This window comes from Kitasatospora sp. LaBMicrA B282, from assembly GCF_050325825.1.
In the GTDB taxonomy this organism is placed as follows: Bacteria; Actinomycetota; Actinomycetes; order Streptomycetales; family Streptomycetaceae; genus Kitasatospora.
Genome location: NZ_JBNQTI010000005.1, coordinates 44,971 through 62,956, shown reverse-complemented (window position 1 = coordinate 62,956; position 17,986 = coordinate 44,971). Strand labels below are relative to the sequence as shown.

Genomic DNA, 17,986 nt, shown 5'->3' with positions numbered 1-17,986 from the left:
CCCTCGTGGAGGACCCGCATGCCGCCCGTCGGCACCAGAGAACCGCACACGGCGACCGCCGCCCGCACCTGCGCGGCGATCCTGTCCCTGCTGCTGCCCCACCGCCGAGCCGCCGCCCCGCACACCCCGGCGCCCGTCGAAGCCTTCCCCGAACAGCTGGCGCAGCTCGCCGAGTTCGTCGAGGCCGGCGAGCCGATCGTCTTCACGCTGCCCGGCTTCCCGTGCAAGTCCCCGAGCCCCGCCAAGGTCCTCGGCCACCTCCCCGACGAGGGCGAACGCCTCTCCCTCCGCTTCCTGGACGACCTCTGCGCGGCCGTCGAGCGGGTGTACCCGCCCGGCGCCCGGATGGTGATCTGCTCGGACGGGCACGTCTTCGGCGACCTGATCCAGGTCCCCGACCAGCACATCGACGCCTACGCCGACGAGCTCGCCGCCATGATCACGCGCGAACGCCTCGACCACCTCTCGGTGTTCGACCTGCGTGACGTCCTCGGCGACCTCCCGCACGACGACAAGCGTGCCCGCGTGCACGCCCGTTACGCGCCCACCGTCGAGGAGCTGCGCGCCGAGGTGCGGACGGACGAGGCGACCCGAGCCCTCTACTGCGGCATCACCCGCTTCCTCACCGAGGACACCACCGGTTTCGAGGGCACCAGGTCGGCCCTGCAACGCGACTGCCGGCGGCGCGCCTACGGCGTCATCCAGCGCAGCCGGGCCTGGGGCGCACTGATCGCCGACCACCACCCGCGTTCGGTTCGGCTGTCCATCCACCCGCAGCGTCCGGGCACGGCCAAGTTCGGCATCCGGCTGCTGGAGGCCGGAGACGCCTGGACCACCCCGTGGCACTCCGCCGTGCTGCGCCGCTCGGACGGTGGATGGGAGTTGATGCGACGCGCCGATGCCGAGCGGCTCGGCCGTCTGGTGCTGCGTGACGGCCGCCCCAGTCACTTCGTGGCCCGCTGAACACCTGAGCCCGGCGCCCACCGAAGAGGCGGGCGTCGGGCTCAGGCGGCTCAGACCCGGGCCTGGTCCTGGCGCGTGACGGCGGCGCGGTGGTCGAAGGCGATCAGCGGGTCGCCGGTCAGTGGGTGCTCCAGCACGGTCGCGCGCACCCCGAACACCTCGGCCAGCAGCTCGGGGGTGAGCACCTCGCGCGGCGGCCCGGAGGCGATGAGCCGCCCGTCGTGCAGGACGTGCAGCCGGTCGCAGAGCGAGGCGGCGGCGTTCAGGTCGTGCAGCGAGATCAGCGTGGTGCGGCGCCGGGCCCGCAGCAGGGCGAGCAGCTCGACCTGGTGGCGCACGTCGAGGTGATTGGTCGGTTCGTCCAGCACCAGGACCTCCGGCTGCTGCGCGAACGCCCGGGCCAGCAGCACCCGTTGCCGCTCGCCGCCGGAGAGCGCGGCGAACGCCCGCCCCTCGTGCCCGGCCAGCCCGACCTGGTCGAGCGCCGCGGCCACCACCTCGCGGTCGGTGGCGTCCTCGCCCGCGAAGGCCCGCTGGTAGGGGGCGCGGCCCATCGCGACGATCTCCCGGACGGTGAACTCGAAGTCGCTGCCGCGCTCCTGGGGCAGCGCGGCGATCCGCCGGGCGGCCTCGACCGGCGTCATCGACCGCACGTCCCGCCCGGCCAGCAGCACCCGGCCCGCCGACGGCCGCAGGTGCCGGTAGACGGTGCGCAGCAGCGTCGACTTGCCGCTGCCGTTCGGGCCCACCAGCCCCGCGATCTCGCCCTCGGCGGCCAGCAGGTCGACACCGCAGAGCACGTCCCGCCCGGCCAGGGTGACGGTCAGGTCCTCGACGGCGATGTTCACCTGACTTCTCCCAGGAAGCCGCGGGCATCAGCCCGGGGAGATGGGGGTCCCCCCGCCCGGAGGGTGGGGGAGGGTTCTTGGGCCGGAGCCGCGAAGCGGCGGTGTTCTCTGCACATCCGGGGTGACCTCTCTCGTTGTCGGTGGGGTCCGGTACGCGTCTATCAGGATGCTCTCGGGCACTGGTACGCCTCGTTCGTCGTCGGGGCCAGTGTCGCGCCGCTGCCCGCGACCGGCGCGGTGATCGGCATCGACTGGGGTGTGAAGGAGATCGCCACCACCACGTCCGAGGCCCACGACCTGCCGCACCCGGAGTACGGGAAGAGCGCCGCGCAGAAGCTCGCGCACTACCAGCGGCAGATGGCCCGGCGTCGTCAGCCAAAGGGGAAGGCGCAGACCAAGGGCTACCACAAGGCCCAACGGCAGGCCGCCAAGGTGCACCGGAAGATCGCGAACCAACGGACCGACACCGCTCGGAAGTGGGCGAAGGCCGTCGTCCGCGACCATGACGTCCTCGCGGTGGAGGACTTCAAGCCGCGCTTCCTCGCCAAGTCCACGTTGGCCCGGAAGGCCGCCGACGCGGCGATCGGCGCGACCAAGGCCGCTCTGAGCGAGATGGGCCGCAAGCACGGACGTACTGTCCATTTCGTCAACCCCGCGCACACCACGATGGACTGTGCGCACTGCGGTGTGAGAGCCAAGCACCGTCTCCCGCTCTCTCAGAGGACCTATTCGTGCACCGCGTGCGGAGTTTCGTCCCCCAGGGACAAGAACTCCGCCCGCGTGATGCTCGTCCGGGCTGGTCTCAACCCGGCTGGTGCTGATCGTGTAAGCCCGCACCGTCCGACGGACGCTGCGGCGGCGTGAGCCAGGAATCCCGACCATGCAGGGCCGGGAGGATGTCAAGAACGCTCCAGGCGGCGATCCAGCAGGAAGAGCAGGACGGGTGCCCCGAGCAGCGCGGTCACCACGCCGATCGGCACCTCCTGGGTGGCCAGCGCGGTGCGGGCGACCGTGTCCACCACGACCAGCAGCACCGCCCCGGCCAGCGCCGACAGCGGCAGCAGCCGCCGGTGGTCGCCGCCGACCAGCAGCCGGCAGACGTGCGGCACCAGCAGCCCGACGAACCCGATCGCCCCGGACACCGCCACCAGCACACCGGTCAGCAGGCTGGTCACCGCGAACAGCTCGCGCCGCAGTCGGGCCACGTCCACGCCGAGCGCGGTGGCCGTCTCGTCGCCCATCAGCAACGCGTTCAGGCCGCGGGCCCGCGCCTGGAGCAGCACCAGGGCGAGCAGCACGGCCGCCGCCGGGAGCGGCAGTTGGCTCCAGGTGGTGCCGCCGAGGCTGCCCATCAACCAGAACAGCACCCCGCGGGTCTGCTGGTCGTCGCCCACCTGGAGCACCAGGAAGCTGGTGAACCCGGACAGGAACTGCCCGATCCCCACCCCCGCCAGCACCAGGCGCAGCGGCGCGAAGGAGCCCCCACGCCGCGCGATCAGCCAGACCAGCGTGAAGGCGCCCAGCGCCCCGGCGAAGGCCGCCGCCGAGACCCCGAACCCGAGCGCCGAGCCCGCCCCGACCCCGAGCACGATCACGGCGACCGCGCCCAGCGAGGCTCCCGAGGAGATGCCGAGCAGGTAGGGGTCGGCCAGTGGATTGCGCACCAGGGCCTGCACCGTGGTGCCGACCAGGCCGAGCCCGGCACCCACCACGGCTGCCAGCAGGGCGCGGGGGGCCCGCAGTTGCCAGACGATCAGGTCCCGGGTACCCGGCTGCGGCGGTGCCCCGGCCAGCCGGCGCCCGACCACCGTCCACACCTCGCCCACCGGGATGTCCACCGCGCCCAGCGACACCGCCACGGTGAGCGCGACCAGCAGGGCGAGGGCCAGCGCGGCGGCGGCCAGGCCCGCGCGCACGCCCCGCCTGCTCCGCTCGGGCCGACGGTCGGTTGCCGGCGCCGTCACGGTGACCACCTACTGCCCGTCCTTGACCAGGTCCGGGTGGATGACGTGCGCGATCTGCTGCACGGTGTCGGCGTTGCGGACCCCGGCGATGGTGGTCACCTCCGAGCCGATCCGCACGAAGTGGCCCTGCTGCACGGCCTTCAGCCCCGCTGTGGCGGGGAAGGTCTTCAGGAACTGCTCGGCCTGGTCGAACGCCTGCCGGGTGGCCGCGTCGCTGCCCCGGTTGCGCACGCCGAGCTGGATCCAGTCGGGGTCCTTGGCGACCACGTCCTCCCAGGAGACCGGCTTGAAGTCCCCGTCGCAGTCGCCGTAGACGTTCCGCGCCCCGGCGAGCGTGATCACCGCGTTGGCCACCTGCTTGTCGCACTCGGCCATCGGCTGCTTGGTCCCGGCGTCGTAGTCGAAGAAGAAGTACGACGGTTCCTGGGCCGGGGCCAGGCCCGCGAGGTCCTTGCGCACGGCGCCGACCTTCTGCTCCATTCCCGCCACCAGCTGGTCGGCCTTGGCACCGGTGCCGGTGACCGCGCCCAGCGTCCTGATGTCGCCCTCGACCGGGGAGAGGTCCTGCATCGGCCCCTTCAGGGTCTTGGCGCAGGCCGTGGAGTGCAGGTAGACGTGCTTGATCCCGGCCGCCGCGAACTCCTGCTCGGTGGGTGCCGAGCCCAGTGCCCCGCCCATCGACCCCATCGAGGCGAAGGTGTCCACGTACAGGTCGGCGCCGGAGCCCAGCAGTTTCTCCTTGGGGATCACCGTCTGCCCCAGCACCGGCACCTTGGCGGCCTGGGCGGCGAACTGGGCCGGCATCGTGCCCGCGCCGGGCGGGAACCCGGTGCCGATCACCTTGTCCCCCGCGCCGAGCCAGAAGAGCATCTCCAGGCTGGCGGCGTTGCTGGTGACGATCTTCTTGGGCGCGGACGTGAACGTCGTCCCGTTCCCGGCGCAGTCCGCCACCGTCACGGGGTAGGCCGCTCCCGCGGCGGCACTCGACCCGGCCGGGGCGGCCGACCCGCCCGACGACGCGCTGCTGCCGCAGCCCGCGGCGAGCAGGGCGACCGCGGCGCCCAGACCGCACAACACACGAGAACGCATGGAACTCTCCTGGTGATCCGGTTTCGCTGGGACCGCCGTCGCGAGCCCGCCCAGGTAGTCGGGCGGACCCCCGCCGGGGTTCCCGCGCCGTACCGGAAATCCGCCGCCCGACCGAGCCTGTGTCGAGTCGACGGTCGCCGTGCGGTGCCACGGCAGCGGCACCGCACGGCGGACCTGGCTGCGGTTACTTCACCGCTGGGGCGGCAGCACCGTGGCGGTGCACCACCTCGCCGACGTGCAGTTGCTCCTCCGGCAGCGCGGCCAGCTTGGGCATGAGGTGGGTGCCGAACGGGTCGGTGATCGTCACGGCACCGCCGGTGCGGTGGACCCGGTGCGGCGAGCCCTTCGCGTAGGTCGCGGACGAGTCCTTGGTGTAACCGGCGAGCTCGGCCTTGAGGGCCGGGCTGGGGCTGGAGTAGCTCACGACGCCGAATCCGCCGCTGGGCAGGGTGAGGCTGGTGGGTGCGGCGCCGATCGTGGTGTAGTCGGACTGCTCGTCGGCGTACGCGGTGCCGAAGGCGGTGCCGCCGGTCACGGAGGTGCCGGCCGGCACGGTGACCGGGACGGTGGTACCGGCCGGGCCCTGCACGGTCACCACGCCGCCCTGGACGTAGGCGCTGACGGTCCCCGCGTTCTCGGTCTGCTGCCAGGCGGTCTGGTTCTTGAGGACGGTGCCGCTGTCCGTGAGGGTCTGGTCGACCACCGGGGTGTCGGTGGTGAACCAGGTGCGGTAGGTGGAGAGGATGCTGCTGAGCGTCTGCAGCGCCAGCCGGTCGTCGGTCAGGTTCGACTGGTGCATGAAGAACGGGCGCGGGTCGTTGGACAGGACGTACCCGAGCGTGATCTTGGTCTGCAGCGGCAGGATGTAGCTCGACCAGCCGGTGTTCAGGTCCAGCGGCGCGATGCAGGTGGTGGTGGCCGGGTTGATCTCGCAGTTCCCGCTGCCGCCGTCCGCCTTGGAGCCGTAGAGCCAGTTGTACTCGCTCACCTCGTCGGCCTGCGTGGACACGTTGTAGAACACGTTGATCGGGTGGCGCGGCGTGCCGAGCGCCGAGCCGATCTGCCGCTGGCCCGTCTCGCGCGAGGCGTCGACGCCCAGCCACTGGATGTTGTTCTGGGTGAGTGCGGCGAGGAAGTTCGGGTTGTCGTCGGGCTGCTGGGGCAGCATCACCGTGCCCGAGTGCTCGCCCGCGACCAGCTCGTTCGGCCGGAAGGGTAGTCCGTTGGTCTCGGCGAACTGGATGTTCTGGGTGATCTGGGAGCTGATGTCGGCCTGGCTGTCGTAGAGGATGTTGCCGGCGGCGTCGGTCTGGCACTTCCACGGGATCACCGAGAAGTCCTGCACGCAGCCCAGGAAGGTGTGGTCGTAGGTGTGGTCGAGCCACCAGAAGCTGTTCTTGGCGGCCAGCAGCGCGTTGGTCAGCGGGTCGACGCCACCCTGCGAGCTCTGGTAGTCGACGCTGGGGCCGCCGTTGAACAGGAAGTCCAGCTGGTAGTTGTTCTGCTGCTCCCAGGTCACGGCGTTGGTCACGTCCGCGGGGGTCATCCGGATCTCGGTGGTCGCCGGCACGCCCGGGCCGCAGTCACCCTCACCCGGGGTGCACTTGCCGCTCTGGCTCCACCGGGAGTTGGCGTTGAAGAGGTCGTCGATGTGCGCGGAGAAGAAGTTGCGCCAGTAGCCCAGGTGGATGCCCCGGGTCACCCAGTCCACGATGCCGTGCGCCAGCAGGTGGAACTGCTGCTGGTAGTAGTTGTAGGCGAAGGTGAGCACCAACTGCTCGCGCCCACCGCTGGTGTAGGTGCCCGCGAGGACGCCCTGGGTCGTGGTGCCGGGCACCGTCTCGGTGAGGAAGGGCTCGAAGTGCGAGCCGGTGGCCGGGTTGTCGGGCAGCGCGGTGGGCAGGTAGCCGTACGAGCCGTTGCCGCCGGCCGTGCCCTCGAAGGCGACCGGCCCGTTGAGGTAGCGGAAGGCGTCGGCCCGGGCGGAAGCGGTCGCGGTCGCCGTGGTGCCGTCCAGGGACCCCGACCACTGCGGCGCGTTCAGCCCGACGTCGGCGCCGGGCCACACGTAGGAGTCGACCTGCCTGACGTGGTAGGACTCCTCGTAGCCGGCCAACGAGGCCAGCTCGGCCGCGGAGAGCTCCGAGGGCGCGTCACTCGGCAGCACCACGCCTTCGAAGTGCCCGTGCGGCGTGCCGTCGGGCAGGGTGTCGGCCAGGAAGGCGTCGGTGATGGTGGCGCGGTTGCTGCTGGTGAGGTCGACCACCGTGGTCGGGACGCCCTCGGTGGCCAACTCGGTCTGGATGGCGGCGTCCCACGGGTTGCCGTCGGTGACCACCAGCACGTTCAGGTCCACCCGGGAGGTCGCGGCCGAGGCCGGACGGATGGTGGCCAGACCGAACATGACGGTCGCGACGGCCAGCCCGATGAACGGGAGCGAGCGGAACATGTTGCCGCCCGGGGCAGTGCCCTTCTTTCGTCTCATGGGAGCCGATGCTTCCCGGAGTGCTGGGCGGGCGTCTCAATCTCAATCCAACGGTGACCGAATAACAGGAAATCTCTCAAGGATTGTCCCGAACCGTCGTTCCCGACCGTTTGCGGGCGCCGTGTATCTGTCAATGACGTATACGCAGATTCGCTGACGGGTGCTGCCGGATCGCGCTCAGCGGATGGCATGCGAACGAATGGGCGTGCCGCCCGTTGCCGACGACTTCGACCGCTGAACTGAGAACGATTCTCACCGTTTTCAGAATCGCGATGCGGAGGCGTTCGAACTGGTGCGGACCGACCGGGGTACCGGTGGGCGAACCGGTACCCCTGAGCCCTTTCAGGTCACTCGGACTCAGCCGGTGACCCGACCGACGTGGTCGGCGCTCCCGCCGGGGACGAAGCGCGGGACGGCCTCGGGGTGGAGCCTTCCGTCCGCGGTGAAGACGGTCTCCTCGTACGCCCGCAGCCCGGTCAGCTCCTCGGGGGTCAGTCCGCCCTTCGCCAGGCCGGGCGCCAGGTGCTTGAACTGGTAGTCGGAGTGGTCGTGGCCCGGCGCCAGGACCAGTTCCGGCATGCGGCGCCGCAGTTCGGCGATCTGGCGGATCGAGGCGTTCTGGTTGGGCACCCAGTCGCCCGCGCCGAAGGCCTGGACGTCGTCGTTGGCGAGGTGGCGAAGGGTGTAGAGGGTGTCGCCGGTGATCAGCAGTTGGTAGCCGTCGAGTTGGACCAGGACGCAGAGGTGCCCGGGGGTGTGGCCGGGGGTGGGCAGCAGCTTGACCGTGCCGTCGGCGGTCAGGTTGTGGCTGGCCGCGAAGTTCTGGAAGGTGCCGGAGCCGTAGTCGATCGTGGTGATCTTCCGGGCTGCGGCCAGCGAGGGCTGGTAGACCATCGGGAGGAAGCCGAAGAGCTTCCAGTCGCGGTTGTCGTACTCGGCCTTGCTGATGACCAGTTCGGCGTCGGGGAGGTAGGACAGGCCACCGATGTGGTCCTCGTGCAGGTGGGTCGCCACGACCTTGCGGACGTCGTCGGTGCGGTAGCCGAGTCTCGCCAGTGCGGCGGGCAGTTCCTCGTCGCGGGTGAGCTGGTACTCGTCGTCGTCGAACAGGTAGTGCGCGATGCCCTTGTAGTAGTCGCCGTGCTCGTGCGTCTGGCGCCAGTTGATGCCGGCGTCGACCAGGATCAGGCCCTCCTCGGGGTGATCGATGAGGTATGCGTGGATGGGGACGATGATGAAGTGCTTCTTGTCGGTCGCGAACCTGTAGACCGCCCGCGCTCCGCGCCAGCCGTCCAGACCGCCGTAGAACTGCCCGAAGGGGACTTTCGTGGACCCGAGCCTCAGTGAGAACACCTTGATCATGCGGTCAGCCTTCCGCCATCAGGGACGCTGCCACAAGGGGCCGTGGCGGTATGTGACGGTATGTCAGATCGGTGCTTCGGGTGGAGTGGGTGGAGCTACGGGCCGATCCCCGCCACGGTCCGTCGGCTCGCCGTGGATCGCCACGACATGCCACCCGGGCTGCCCGTGCTCATCTGCTGACATTGTGCCGACTGCAAGGCTGCCGGTCACATCTCCTACACAATCACGCACCAGGTCGTTAATCACTCTTACCTGGGAACAGCGAAACCTTCTCGCTCCTGGCGCGGTAATCACGACGTCCGCCCGGCGTGCCTGCCGTGTCGTCGTCTCGTTAGGAGCACCATGTCCCTCCCCCTCTCCCGCCGGATCGCCCAGGCCGCGCTGCTCGTCGCGGCCGGCGCGACCCCGCTGGTCGCCGCCGGGGCGGCCTCCGCCGACCAGCTGGCGAAGCCCGGCACCGACCTCGGCGCGGGCGTCAGCAAGCTGGACGGTGTCACGTCGACCTCGACCGTGACGGGGGAGGCGCACTCGGCCACCCGCGCCCTCGGTACCACCGGCTCGGTGCTGACCGGCATGGTGCTGCCCATGGCGACCGGCGCCGCCGGCACGGCCGCCAACGGTCTGTTGGCCGACCCCACCTCGAGCCTCGGCGGCCCGGCCGAACTCGTCGCCGACCACACCAAGCAGGGCACCAGCCAGGGCAGCGGCCAGGGCGACACCACCGCCGCCACCGGTGAGCTGACCGACGCGGTCGGCAAGTTCGCCCCGGCCGCGCAGGGCCCGCTGCACGCCGCCTCGGCCAACCGCTCGATGCCGATGTCGGCCCCCGGCCTGTCCGGCGCTCCCGGGATGCCGGGCGTCTCCGGCAAGCCCGTGGTCGGCGCGCCGAAGATCGACACCGGTGCCAAGGTGTCCGAGGCCCTCGACAAGGCGACCGGCGGTCTGGACCGGATGCTCAACGGCGAGCTGCTGAGCGACAACCCGGTCGACGGCGTGCGGCAGCTGACCACCCGGGTCCCGGCCACCCACGGTCTGGGCACCCAGATCCCCGACACCGGCAAGGTGAGTGCCGCCGCCGAGGAGCTGACCGGCTCACTGTCGGGCCGGGAGCAGCTGACCGACTCGCTGCCGCCCGCCGTCGAGCACACGCTCGGCGCGGTGCCGGCCACCGAGAAGTACCGGGAGATCACCCGGCTGCCCGGCCTGGTGCTGCCGGGTCAGGTCGCGCGCGCTCCGCGATGACCGGCGACGCGTCCTCGCCGGGCCCGAGCGTGTCGAGCCGGCCCGGGGCATCCGCCCGGTCGAGTAGGACGACCGCAGGGCTCGGCGTGGTCACGCCTGATCGGTGTGCCGGCGTCGGCCGAGCTGGATGACGGCGACCGCGGCGACCACCGCGGCACGGGGTGCTCGCACTCGTTGAAGAACGTCCCCGTGCCGCGGATCAGGTTCGTCGTGGCATGGCCGGTCGACTCCCGGGGTCTGATGCTGACCGCTGATCCGACGTGATCCCAAAGACCCGCCCTCAGACGGTGGGCAGCGGCTCCGCGCGGCCGGGGAGGCGGGAGGGCGGAGCTGCGACGGACGGTGAGGCGGGGGTGCCGACGAAGGCGGCGGGCGATGCGGGTCGGGGGATGGTGCTCACGGCTGCTCCGTTCGAGGTGGTGTTCCCCGCCAGGTTGTCAGGGCGCGGGGCGGCCGTGTTGTCGCTGCGTCGACACTTCCTTGGCGCTGCGTCTACTCGCCCGTTCCGCCGCCTGCGGACAACGCCTGCCGCCGGTGCTCGCTCGGCGGCAGGCCGTACGCGGCCCGAAAGGCGCGGCTGAAGTCGGCAGCGCGGGGCATGCCCCGGCGGGCGGCGACGGCCTGGATCGGCACGGCGCGCAGCGCGGGGTCCGCCAGGTCGCGGCGCGCGTGCTCCAGCCGCTGCCGGCGGATCCACGCGGCGACCGTCTCGCCCTGCGACTCCTGGGTGAAGACGCGGTGCAGGTAGCTGACGGAGATGTGGTGCGCGCCGGCGATCACGGAGGGCGACAGCTCGGGGTCGTGCAGGTTGCGCCGGATGAACGCCCGGACCTCCCCCAACAGCGCCCGCCGCCGGGCCTCCTCCGGCAGGGTGGCCTCGGCCGCCAGCTCCCGGGCCAGCCAGGCGGCCACCAGGTCGACCACGACCGTGCCCAGCCGGGGCGCCTCGCCGGGGCCCAACAGGGCGGCTTGGCGGTCCAGTCCGACCAGGAACTCCGCGAGCAGCGCGGGCGTGCCCTCGCGCCCCGAGAACCCGCGGCCCAGCAGGTCGCGCAACTGCCGTGGCGGCAGTGGCAGCAGTGCTGCCGGGAAGTCGACGCCCACCGCGTCGATGCGGCGCTCCTGCGGGCCGATGGCCCGGGCGTCGAAGGCCCGTAGGTCGAACGGATCGGAGCTGTGGACCAGGTGCAGGTCCCCGGGCCCGAAGGCGGCCGTCGGACCGTCCCCGGGCGTCAGCGCCAGGCCCCCGTCGAGCAGCAGCGTCAGGTGGTACGCCTCCGGGTCCGTGCGCCGCACCATGCGCGCGCTGCGCCGGAACCGCGCCGGTGGGAACGAGGTCCGCAGCAGCGTCACCGGACCCAGCTCCAGCCGCCGCATCTGCGCCCTGAAGTCGTCGGTGTGGTCGCTGGTCACCTCGCTGGCCCGGCTGCGCCCGACCAGCTCGCGCCAGTGGTCGAACTGCTCCTTCCCGGACAGTCCTTCACTCCGGAACACGCCCCCAGGCGTCGCGGCCACGCTCGGCTCCCTCTCCAGCTTCCCAGGGCTCTTCCCGGGTTCTCTCCGGGTGTAGTCTGCCGCGTCCTCGGGCCGGCCCGCCTCATGCCCGCCGGCCGACGCTTCTGCCCTGCCCCGGTACATCATGGTGCGTCCCCTGTCCTCCTCCCGATCGGCGGTCCCGTGTCCAGCAGCACCCACCCGGCCTCCGCGGCGCACCGCCCGCCCCTGGCGCACGTCCTCGACAACCCTGCGTGGACCGCGCTCACCGGCCCGCACGCCGGCCTCGCCGAGCGCCTCGGCCGTGCCGCCCGCTACCCGGCGGACGTCTGCCCGTTCGCCGCGCTCGCCGATCCGGCCGACCCGCGGGCCTGGGCCGACCTCGCCGCACTGGTCGGCCCCGACGCGCCGACCATGGTCCCCGGCCTGACCGAGCCGCCCGCCGGCTGGCAGGTGGTGGACATCATCGTGGGCGTGCAGTTGGTCGACACCGCCCTGCGGGCCGAACCCGCGCCGGAGGCGGTCCGCCTCGGGCCTGCGGACGTGCCGGAGATGCTCGACCTGGTCGCCCGCACCCGGCCCGGCCCGTTCCGGCCCCGCACGGTCGAGCTCGGCGGCTACCTCGGCCTGCGCCACGAGGGGCGGCTGGTGGCGATGGCCGGCGAGCGGCTGCGTCCGCCCGGCTGGGGCGAGATCAGCGCGGTCTGCACCGACCCGGACCACCGCGGCAGGGGCCTGGCCACCCGGCTCATCCGCGCCGTCGCGGCGGGCATCCGGGCGCGCGGAGCGACCCCGTTCCTGCACACGGCCGCCGCGAACGCCGATGCCGTCCGCCTGTACGAGTCGATCGGCTTCACCGTGCGCCGGCAGGTGGACTTCCGTCTGGTCCGCACCCCGGCCGTGGCGGACGAGCGCTGACACCGGCCGCTGAAGGCCGCGCGCTCAAGGCTGCCTGCAGATCGGGGGCGGCCCTACGATCGTGACCGTGCTCGCCGGCGCCGCGCACCTGACCGGCGTCGCAGCCGCCTGGGGCTACAACCTCGGCGTCAAGCGGACCCTCGCCTCGTGGCTGCCGTACGCGGTGGGCTTCGGCCTGTTGCCGGCCTTCGTCACTCTCGGCTCACCCGGGCAGCCTTGGCCCCCGGCCTGGCTGATCGGCGCAGCGGCCCTGCTGGGTGTGGGTGCGCACGTCACCAACGTCCTTCCGGACATCGGGGCTGACCTGGCATCAGGCGTCCGCGGCCTGCCGCAGTGCCTGGGCCGGAGAAGGGCCCTCGCGCTGGCTCCCCTGCTCCTGCTCGCCGCGTCCGCGCTCCTGGTCCTCGGGCCGCCGGGCCCGGTCGGACGCGTGGGCTGGGCCGCACTCGCCGTCACCGGGGCGCTGTCCCTGGCGGTGGTCCTGCCGGCCCGCAGTCACCCGCACAGCCGACTGCCCTTCCTCGCCACCCTCGCGATGGCCGCCACCGCCGTCGCACTGCTCCTGGTGCGCGGAACCGGACCGGCCTGACCTGTAAGCGCCCACCACGCAGCGTAGTGGACCCGGCTCCGGTCGGTGCGGCAAAAAGTCCGCGGACGGTTGAGCGCTTCCGCGCCGGCAGCCGTACCTCCGGACAGGGGGCGAGAGAAAGGTTGATAGCCATGGGCATGCTGATCAACCTGGTTCCGGCCCAAGGCAGTCGGCGCAAGCAGACCGACTCCTCGGACAAGCCGACCAGGACCTCGCAGACCGCGCACCGTCGCCACCGCCGCAGCAAGCACTCGCGGCACTGACGGTGACTGTCGGCCGGCATCGACGGCCGGGCCCGTGGCCCGGCCGTTCGAGCGCGACGAGAAAGGTAGCGGACCGTGCGGTCGCTGCACCGGCCTCGTGCCGGAGCGGGTGCGAGCGGGGACGGGGACGAGAGGGTCGCCGTCGCCGCCGCTCCTCCCGTGCCGTTGCGCGAGGTGTTCCGGCGGTTCTGGCCGTACACCCGCGGCGGACGGCGCTGGCTGGCCCTGCTGCTGGTGTTCGTCGTGCTCGGTCCGCTGCTCGATGCCGCCGCGGTCTGGCTCTTCAAGATCGTCATCGACGAGGTGCTGGTCCCGCGCAGGCCGGCCCTGTTCCTGCCGATCGCCCTGGCCTACGTGGGTCTGACCGTGCTGGCCGGGACCGTGAGCTTCGTCGACGCGATGCTCTCCACCTGGGTCAGCGAGCGGTTCCTGGTGGACCTGCGGTCCGACCTGTTCCGGCACGTCCAGGGCCTGTCGCTCGGCTTCTTCGAGCGGCGCCGGCTCGGTGACGTGCTGGCCCGACTGACCGGGGACGTCGACGCGGTCGAGACCTTCCTGCTGTCCGGCATCGTCGCGGCCGTCTCGCACGCCGCCGAGCTGGGCATCTTCCTCGCGGTGCTGTTCTACCTGCGCTGGGACCTGACCCTGGTCGCGCTGGTCGTGGCGCCGCTGTTCTGGATCACGGCCCGGCACTTCTCCCGGCTGGTCAAGGCGGCCTCGCGCGAGCGCCGCCGGCGCAGCGGTTCGCTCAGCGCGGTCACCGAGGAGGCGCTCGGCAACATCGCGCTGGTCCAGGCGTACAACCGGCAGGGCTGGGAGCAGGAACGGTTCCGCAGCGAGAACCTCGGCCGGTACCGGGCCGCCATGGCCGCCACCCGGATCCGTGCCCTGTTCGGCCCGATCGTGGACGTCCTGGAGCTGGCGGGCGTGCTGATCGTCATGGGGCTGGGTGCCTGGGAACTGGCGCACGGACGCCTCACGCTCGGCGGGCTGATGGTCTTCATCGCCCTGCTGAGCCGGCTCTACAGCCCCATCCGCGGCGCCTCCCGGCTCAGCAACACCTTCTCCTCGGCGTCCGCCGCGGCGGAGCGGATCATCGAGCTGCTCGACCAGCAGCCCCAGGTGGCCGAAACCGCCTCCTGCGGTCGGCTGCGGCGGGCCCGCGGCTCCATCGCCTTCGACCGCGTCTGCTTCCGCTACCCGGGAACGGACCACCGCGCGCTGCACGCCGTCTCCTTCCGGGTCGAACCCGGCGAGACGCTCGCGCTGGTCGGGACCAGCGGCGCCGGCAAGTCGACCGTCGCCAAGCTGCTGCTGCGCTTCTACGACCCCGAGTCCGGGGTGATCCGGATCGACGGCCGTGACCTGCGCGAGCTGCGCCTCGGCGACCTGCGGGACAACATCGCCGTGCTGCTGCAGGAGACCCTGGTCAGCCACAGCACCGTCCGGGAGAACATCGCCTACGGCCGACCGGACGCGACCGAGGCCGAGATCGTCGCCGCGGCCCGCGCCGCCGACGCGCACGAGTTCATCCGCCGCCTGCCGGACGGCTACGACACCGTCGTCGGCCAGCGCGGCCGCCTGCTGTCGGGCGGTCAACGCCAACGCCTGGCGATCGCCCGCGCGATGATCCGCGACGCACCCGTCCTCATCCTGGACGAACCCACCACCGGACTCGACGCGGAATCCGGCGCCCGCATCCTCGAACCGCTGCGCCTGCTGATGACCGGCCGCACCACGATCATCATCTCCCACAACCTGCCCACCGTCCGCGCCGCCGACCGGATCGTGCTGCTCCAGGACGGCCGGGCCACCGCCTGCGGCACCCATGACCAGCTGCTCGCCCAGAGCGACGGCTACGCGCGCCTGAACCAGCTGCACGGCGCGCCGAGGAGGGCAGGAGCATGAGCCGCACCAAGACGCAGCAACAGCCCCCACTGACGGCCGGCACGCTCGTCGCCCCCGGCTACCCGGTCCTCGCCCACCTGTGCCGCACGGGCTGGCTGGACCTCTACGACGCCTGGAGCGAGCAGCGCGCCTGCCGGTGCGTGGTGAAGGTCCTGCGGCCCGACCGCAGCCATGACCAGCACCTGCGCGACCGACTCCTCCAAGAGGGTCACTGGCTCCAGGCGTTCACCCACCCGCACCTGGTCCGCGCCTACGAGACGCGGGAGTCGCCCGTGCCGCACGTCGTGCTGGAGACCCTCACCGGCGAGACGCTCGCCCGCCTGCTGGAGCGCAGCCGTCGTCGCCTGGCCGCCACCGACCTGGCCCAACTCGGCCTCCACCTCTGCTCCGCCGTCCACTACCTGCACACCCGGCCACTGCTCCACCTCGACCTGAAGCCCGCCAACATCGTCATCGACTGCCGCCGCGCCAAGGTCCTCGACCTCAGCATCGCCCGCCCACCCGGCCGGGGACCCCGCGGGGTCGGCACCTTCTGCTACCTCTCGCCGGAGCAGGCCGGCGGCGGGATGCTCACCCCGGCGGCGGACGTCTGGGGCATCGGCATCACCTTGTACGAGGCCGCGACCGGCGAACTCCCCTTCGACCCCGGCGAGAGCGTCGACTCCGGCGACGACGCCTCGGACAGCACCGGAACGGACGACTGGTACCCGCAGCTGGAGGGCCCGGCACCCCCGGTGACAGCCCGCCGCAGGCTGCCCGCCGACCTGGCGACGGCGATCGACGCCTGCCTGCGCCCCGACCCCCGGGACCGTCCCTCCATCGACGAACTCACCCGGACGCTCAACCTGTTGGTACCCCAGGGACGCCACGCCCCGAGAGCGCCGGTCGCCGAATCGAAGGAGACGGGACACTCACGGCGATGACTGATGGCGACGGCTCCGGGCAGCCGGTCAGGCCAGGCCGCGGAGCTTGTCGGGGTTGACCTGGAACCGCAGGTGCTGGATGCGGCCGTCGGCGAGGTCGTAGCTGAGTGCGCCGACCGGGTGGCCGCCCATGGTGAACAGGACGCCCTGTTCGCCGTTGATGGTGGCCGGTTGCCAGGCCATGCCCTGGAGTTCGGGCTTGGCCAGGACGCCCAGCATCCAGCGGGCGACGGGGTCGGTGCCGTGCAGGGGGCGGCGGGCGGCGGTGACCTTGCCGCCGCCGTCGGACCAGGCGGTCACGTCCGGGGCGAGCAGTTCCATCATCGCGTTCAGGTCGCCGCCGGTGCAGGCGGCGAGGAAGCGGTCGGTGACGTCGCGTCGCTGCGCGGGGTCGGCATCGAAGCGCGGGCGGCGGGCCCGGACGTGCTCGCGGGCGCGGTGCGCGGTCTGCCGGACCGTCGCCTCGCTGCGGTCGAGGATCGTGGCGATCTCGGCGTGCGAGTACCCGAAGGCCTCGCGCAGCACGAAGACCGCCCGCTCGACGGGGGTCAGGCTCTCCAGCACGACGAGCATCGCGGTGGAGACGGTGTCGGCCAACTCCGCCTCCTCGGCGACGTCGGGGGTGGTGAGCAGCGGCTCGGGCAGCCACGGTCCGACGTAGGACTCGCGGGTGGCCCGGGCGGAGGTGAGGCGGTTGAGCGAGAGGTTGGTGACGGTGCGCACCAGGTAGGCGCGCGGGTTGGCCACGGTCTCGCGGTCGGCCTGGCTCCACTTGAGCCAGGCGTCCTGCAGCACGTCCTCGGCGTCGGCGACGCTGCCGAGCAGTCGGTAGGCGGTGCCGAACAGCAGCCGGCGGTGCTCGGTGAAGGCGTCCAGGGGTTCGACGGTCGCAGACGTGTTGATCATGGAGGGTCAGGCTGCCACCACCAGGGGAGGCTCGGCAAGGGCCTTGAGCCCGTCCACGCTGCTCGAGTGGGTCGGCGCCCAGCCGAGCTCGGCCCTGGCCTTGGCGTTGGCCAGGCGCAGGTTGGTCGCCATGATGGTGTGCGCCAGCGGCGCCGGGCGCAGCAGCCACAGCGGAATGGTCATCGGTGCCGGCGCGCCGAAGGCCTCGGCGACCGCGCGCACGTGGGCGCCAAAACCGAGTGGGGCGTCGTCGACGATGTTGTACGCCTGGCCGGCGCGGCCGCCCTCGACCGCGACGGCGACGGCGCGGGCCGCGTCGTCCGCGTCCACCCAGGACAGGGCGCGGCCCTGGTCGGCGACGACCGGCAGGGCGCGCTTGCGCAGCATCGGCAGCACGGTGGTCTCGGTGACGCCGGCGCCGTAGAACATGCCGAAGCGCAGGCTGACCGCCTCCAGGCCCTCGGCGGTGAACGCGAGCTCCTCCTTGGTGCGCATCGCGCCGACGTGGCGCTCCAGCCAGGGGTTGGGCTGGGCGGGGCCGAAGGCGTCGCCGTCCTCGGTGAGCGGCCGGTCGCCGTGGTCGCCGTAGCCGTAGCCGAACATCATCGACTCCACCACGATCCGGCGGGCTCCGGTCTCCCGGGCGGCGGCGATCAGGTTCGGGGTGCCCTCGGTGCGCAGCAGGTTGGTGGCGGCCATGTCCTGGTGACGCATCATCGACTTGCCCTGCAGAGCGGTCGCCGCGTGCACCACGACGTCGAACCCGAGCCCGTCCACCGCGCGCAGCACGGCCTCAGGGTCCAGCAGGTCCGCCCGCACGGCACTGCCCTCGCCCCGCCCGAGCCCGGCCACCTCGTGCCCAGCCGCCCGCAGCTCCCGGGTGATCTTCCGACCCAGCAGACCGCTCGCCCCCGCCAGCAGCACCTTCATGACCGTCTCGCTTCCCTGTCGTCGTGTTCGGCTCCGTGTGTCGGAGTCGCCCATGGGACAGGCGAGCGGCGACGAACGTGACACCGGGACGCGTGATCTGGG

Annotated in this window: 15 protein-coding genes and 1 pseudogene; 8 read left to right on the top strand and 8 right to left on the bottom strand. The window is 72.3% G+C overall.

The genetic code is table 11. From position 1 onward, the window contains the following. Positions 1-18: 18 nt before the first annotated feature. The gene (locus ACQRUO_RS02765; protein WP_428314048.1) at positions 19-963 is read left to right on the top strand and encodes an L-tyrosine/L-tryptophan isonitrile synthase family protein; all 945 of its coding nucleotides are present in this window, start codon (positions 19-21) and stop codon (positions 961-963) included. 50 nt (positions 964-1,013) lie between these two features. Here the strand turns inward: ACQRUO_RS02765 and ACQRUO_RS02760 are convergent, their stop codons facing one another. After that, positions 1,014-1,811 (bottom strand): ABC transporter ATP-binding protein, encoded by a 798-nt coding sequence (locus tag ACQRUO_RS02760; protein WP_428314047.1) that lies wholly within the window; start codon positions 1,809-1,811, stop codon positions 1,014-1,016. Positions 1,812-1,961: 150 nt separating this feature from the next. Here ACQRUO_RS02760 and ACQRUO_RS02755 point away from each other — a divergent pair. Further along, positions 1,962-2,688, top strand: a pseudogene (locus ACQRUO_RS02755) (RNA-guided endonuclease InsQ/TnpB family protein); the annotation flags it as partial. Positions 2,689-2,710: 22 nt separating this feature from the next. Here ACQRUO_RS02755 and ACQRUO_RS02750 read toward each other — a convergent pair. From ACQRUO_RS02750 to ACQRUO_RS02735, 4 genes are all read right to left on the bottom strand, one after another. Next, entirely contained in the window at positions 2,711-3,727 is a 1,017-nt protein-coding gene (locus ACQRUO_RS02750) for a FecCD family ABC transporter permease (protein ID WP_428314085.1), read from the bottom strand. Positions 3,728-3,784: 57 nt separating this feature from the next. Further along, positions 3,785-4,864, bottom strand: coding sequence for an ABC transporter substrate-binding protein (locus tag ACQRUO_RS02745; protein ID WP_428314046.1), 1,080 nt, complete (start codon positions 4,862-4,864; stop codon positions 3,785-3,787). Between the two features lie 184 nt (positions 4,865-5,048). Further along, positions 5,049-7,349, bottom strand: a complete 2,301-nt coding sequence (locus tag ACQRUO_RS02740) for a hypothetical protein (protein ID WP_428314045.1) — start codon at positions 7,347-7,349, stop codon at positions 5,049-5,051. Positions 7,350-7,706: 357 nt separating this feature from the next. Then, positions 7,707-8,711, bottom strand: a complete 1,005-nt coding sequence (locus tag ACQRUO_RS02735) for an N-acyl homoserine lactonase family protein (RefSeq protein ID WP_428314044.1) — start codon at positions 8,709-8,711, stop codon at positions 7,707-7,709. 342 nt (positions 8,712-9,053) lie between these two features. Between ACQRUO_RS02735 and ACQRUO_RS02730 the strand changes: the two genes are divergently transcribed. Next, positions 9,054-9,953, top strand: a complete 900-nt coding sequence (locus ACQRUO_RS02730) for a hypothetical protein (protein WP_428314043.1) — start codon at positions 9,054-9,056, stop codon at positions 9,951-9,953. 492 nt (positions 9,954-10,445) lie between these two features. Here the strand turns inward: ACQRUO_RS02730 and ACQRUO_RS02725 are convergent, their stop codons facing one another. Further along, positions 10,446-11,447, bottom strand: a complete 1,002-nt coding sequence (locus ACQRUO_RS02725; RefSeq protein ID WP_428314042.1) for an AraC family transcriptional regulator — start codon at positions 11,445-11,447, stop codon at positions 10,446-10,448. A gap of 183 nt (positions 11,448-11,630) precedes the next feature. Between ACQRUO_RS02725 and ACQRUO_RS02720 the strand changes: the two genes are divergently transcribed. From ACQRUO_RS02720 to ACQRUO_RS02700, 5 genes are all read left to right on the top strand, one after another. Then, entirely contained in the window at positions 11,631-12,365 is a 735-nt protein-coding gene (locus ACQRUO_RS02720) for a GNAT family N-acetyltransferase (protein WP_428314041.1), read from the top strand. Positions 12,366-12,426: 61 nt separating this feature from the next. Then, a complete protein-coding gene (locus ACQRUO_RS02715; RefSeq protein ID WP_428314040.1) occupies positions 12,427-12,954 on the top strand; it encodes a UbiA family prenyltransferase in 528 nt (175 codons plus the stop codon). Between the two features lie 131 nt (positions 12,955-13,085). Continuing rightward, entirely contained in the window at positions 13,086-13,217 is a 132-nt protein-coding gene (locus ACQRUO_RS02710) for a hypothetical protein (protein WP_428314039.1), read from the top strand. Positions 13,218-13,376: 159 nt separating this feature from the next. After that, a complete protein-coding gene (locus ACQRUO_RS02705; protein ID WP_428314038.1) occupies positions 13,377-15,125 on the top strand; it encodes an ABC transporter ATP-binding protein in 1,749 nt (582 codons plus the stop codon). After that, entirely contained in the window at positions 15,122-16,048 is a 927-nt protein-coding gene (locus tag ACQRUO_RS02700) for a serine/threonine-protein kinase (protein WP_428314037.1), read from the top strand. Before ACQRUO_RS02705 ends, ACQRUO_RS02700 begins: the two co-directional genes overlap by 4 nt. Before the next feature lie 27 nt (positions 16,049-16,075). On the opposite strand, the gene ACQRUO_RS02695 is transcribed toward ACQRUO_RS02700, so the two are convergent. Beyond that, positions 16,076-16,954, bottom strand: a complete 879-nt coding sequence (locus tag ACQRUO_RS02695) for an RNA polymerase sigma-70 factor (RefSeq protein WP_428314036.1) — start codon at positions 16,952-16,954, stop codon at positions 16,076-16,078. Between the two features lie 6 nt (positions 16,955-16,960). After that, a complete protein-coding gene (locus tag ACQRUO_RS02690; protein ID WP_428314035.1) occupies positions 16,961-17,884 on the bottom strand; it encodes an NAD-dependent epimerase/dehydratase family protein in 924 nt (307 codons plus the stop codon). Positions 17,885-17,986: the final 102 nt, after the last annotated feature.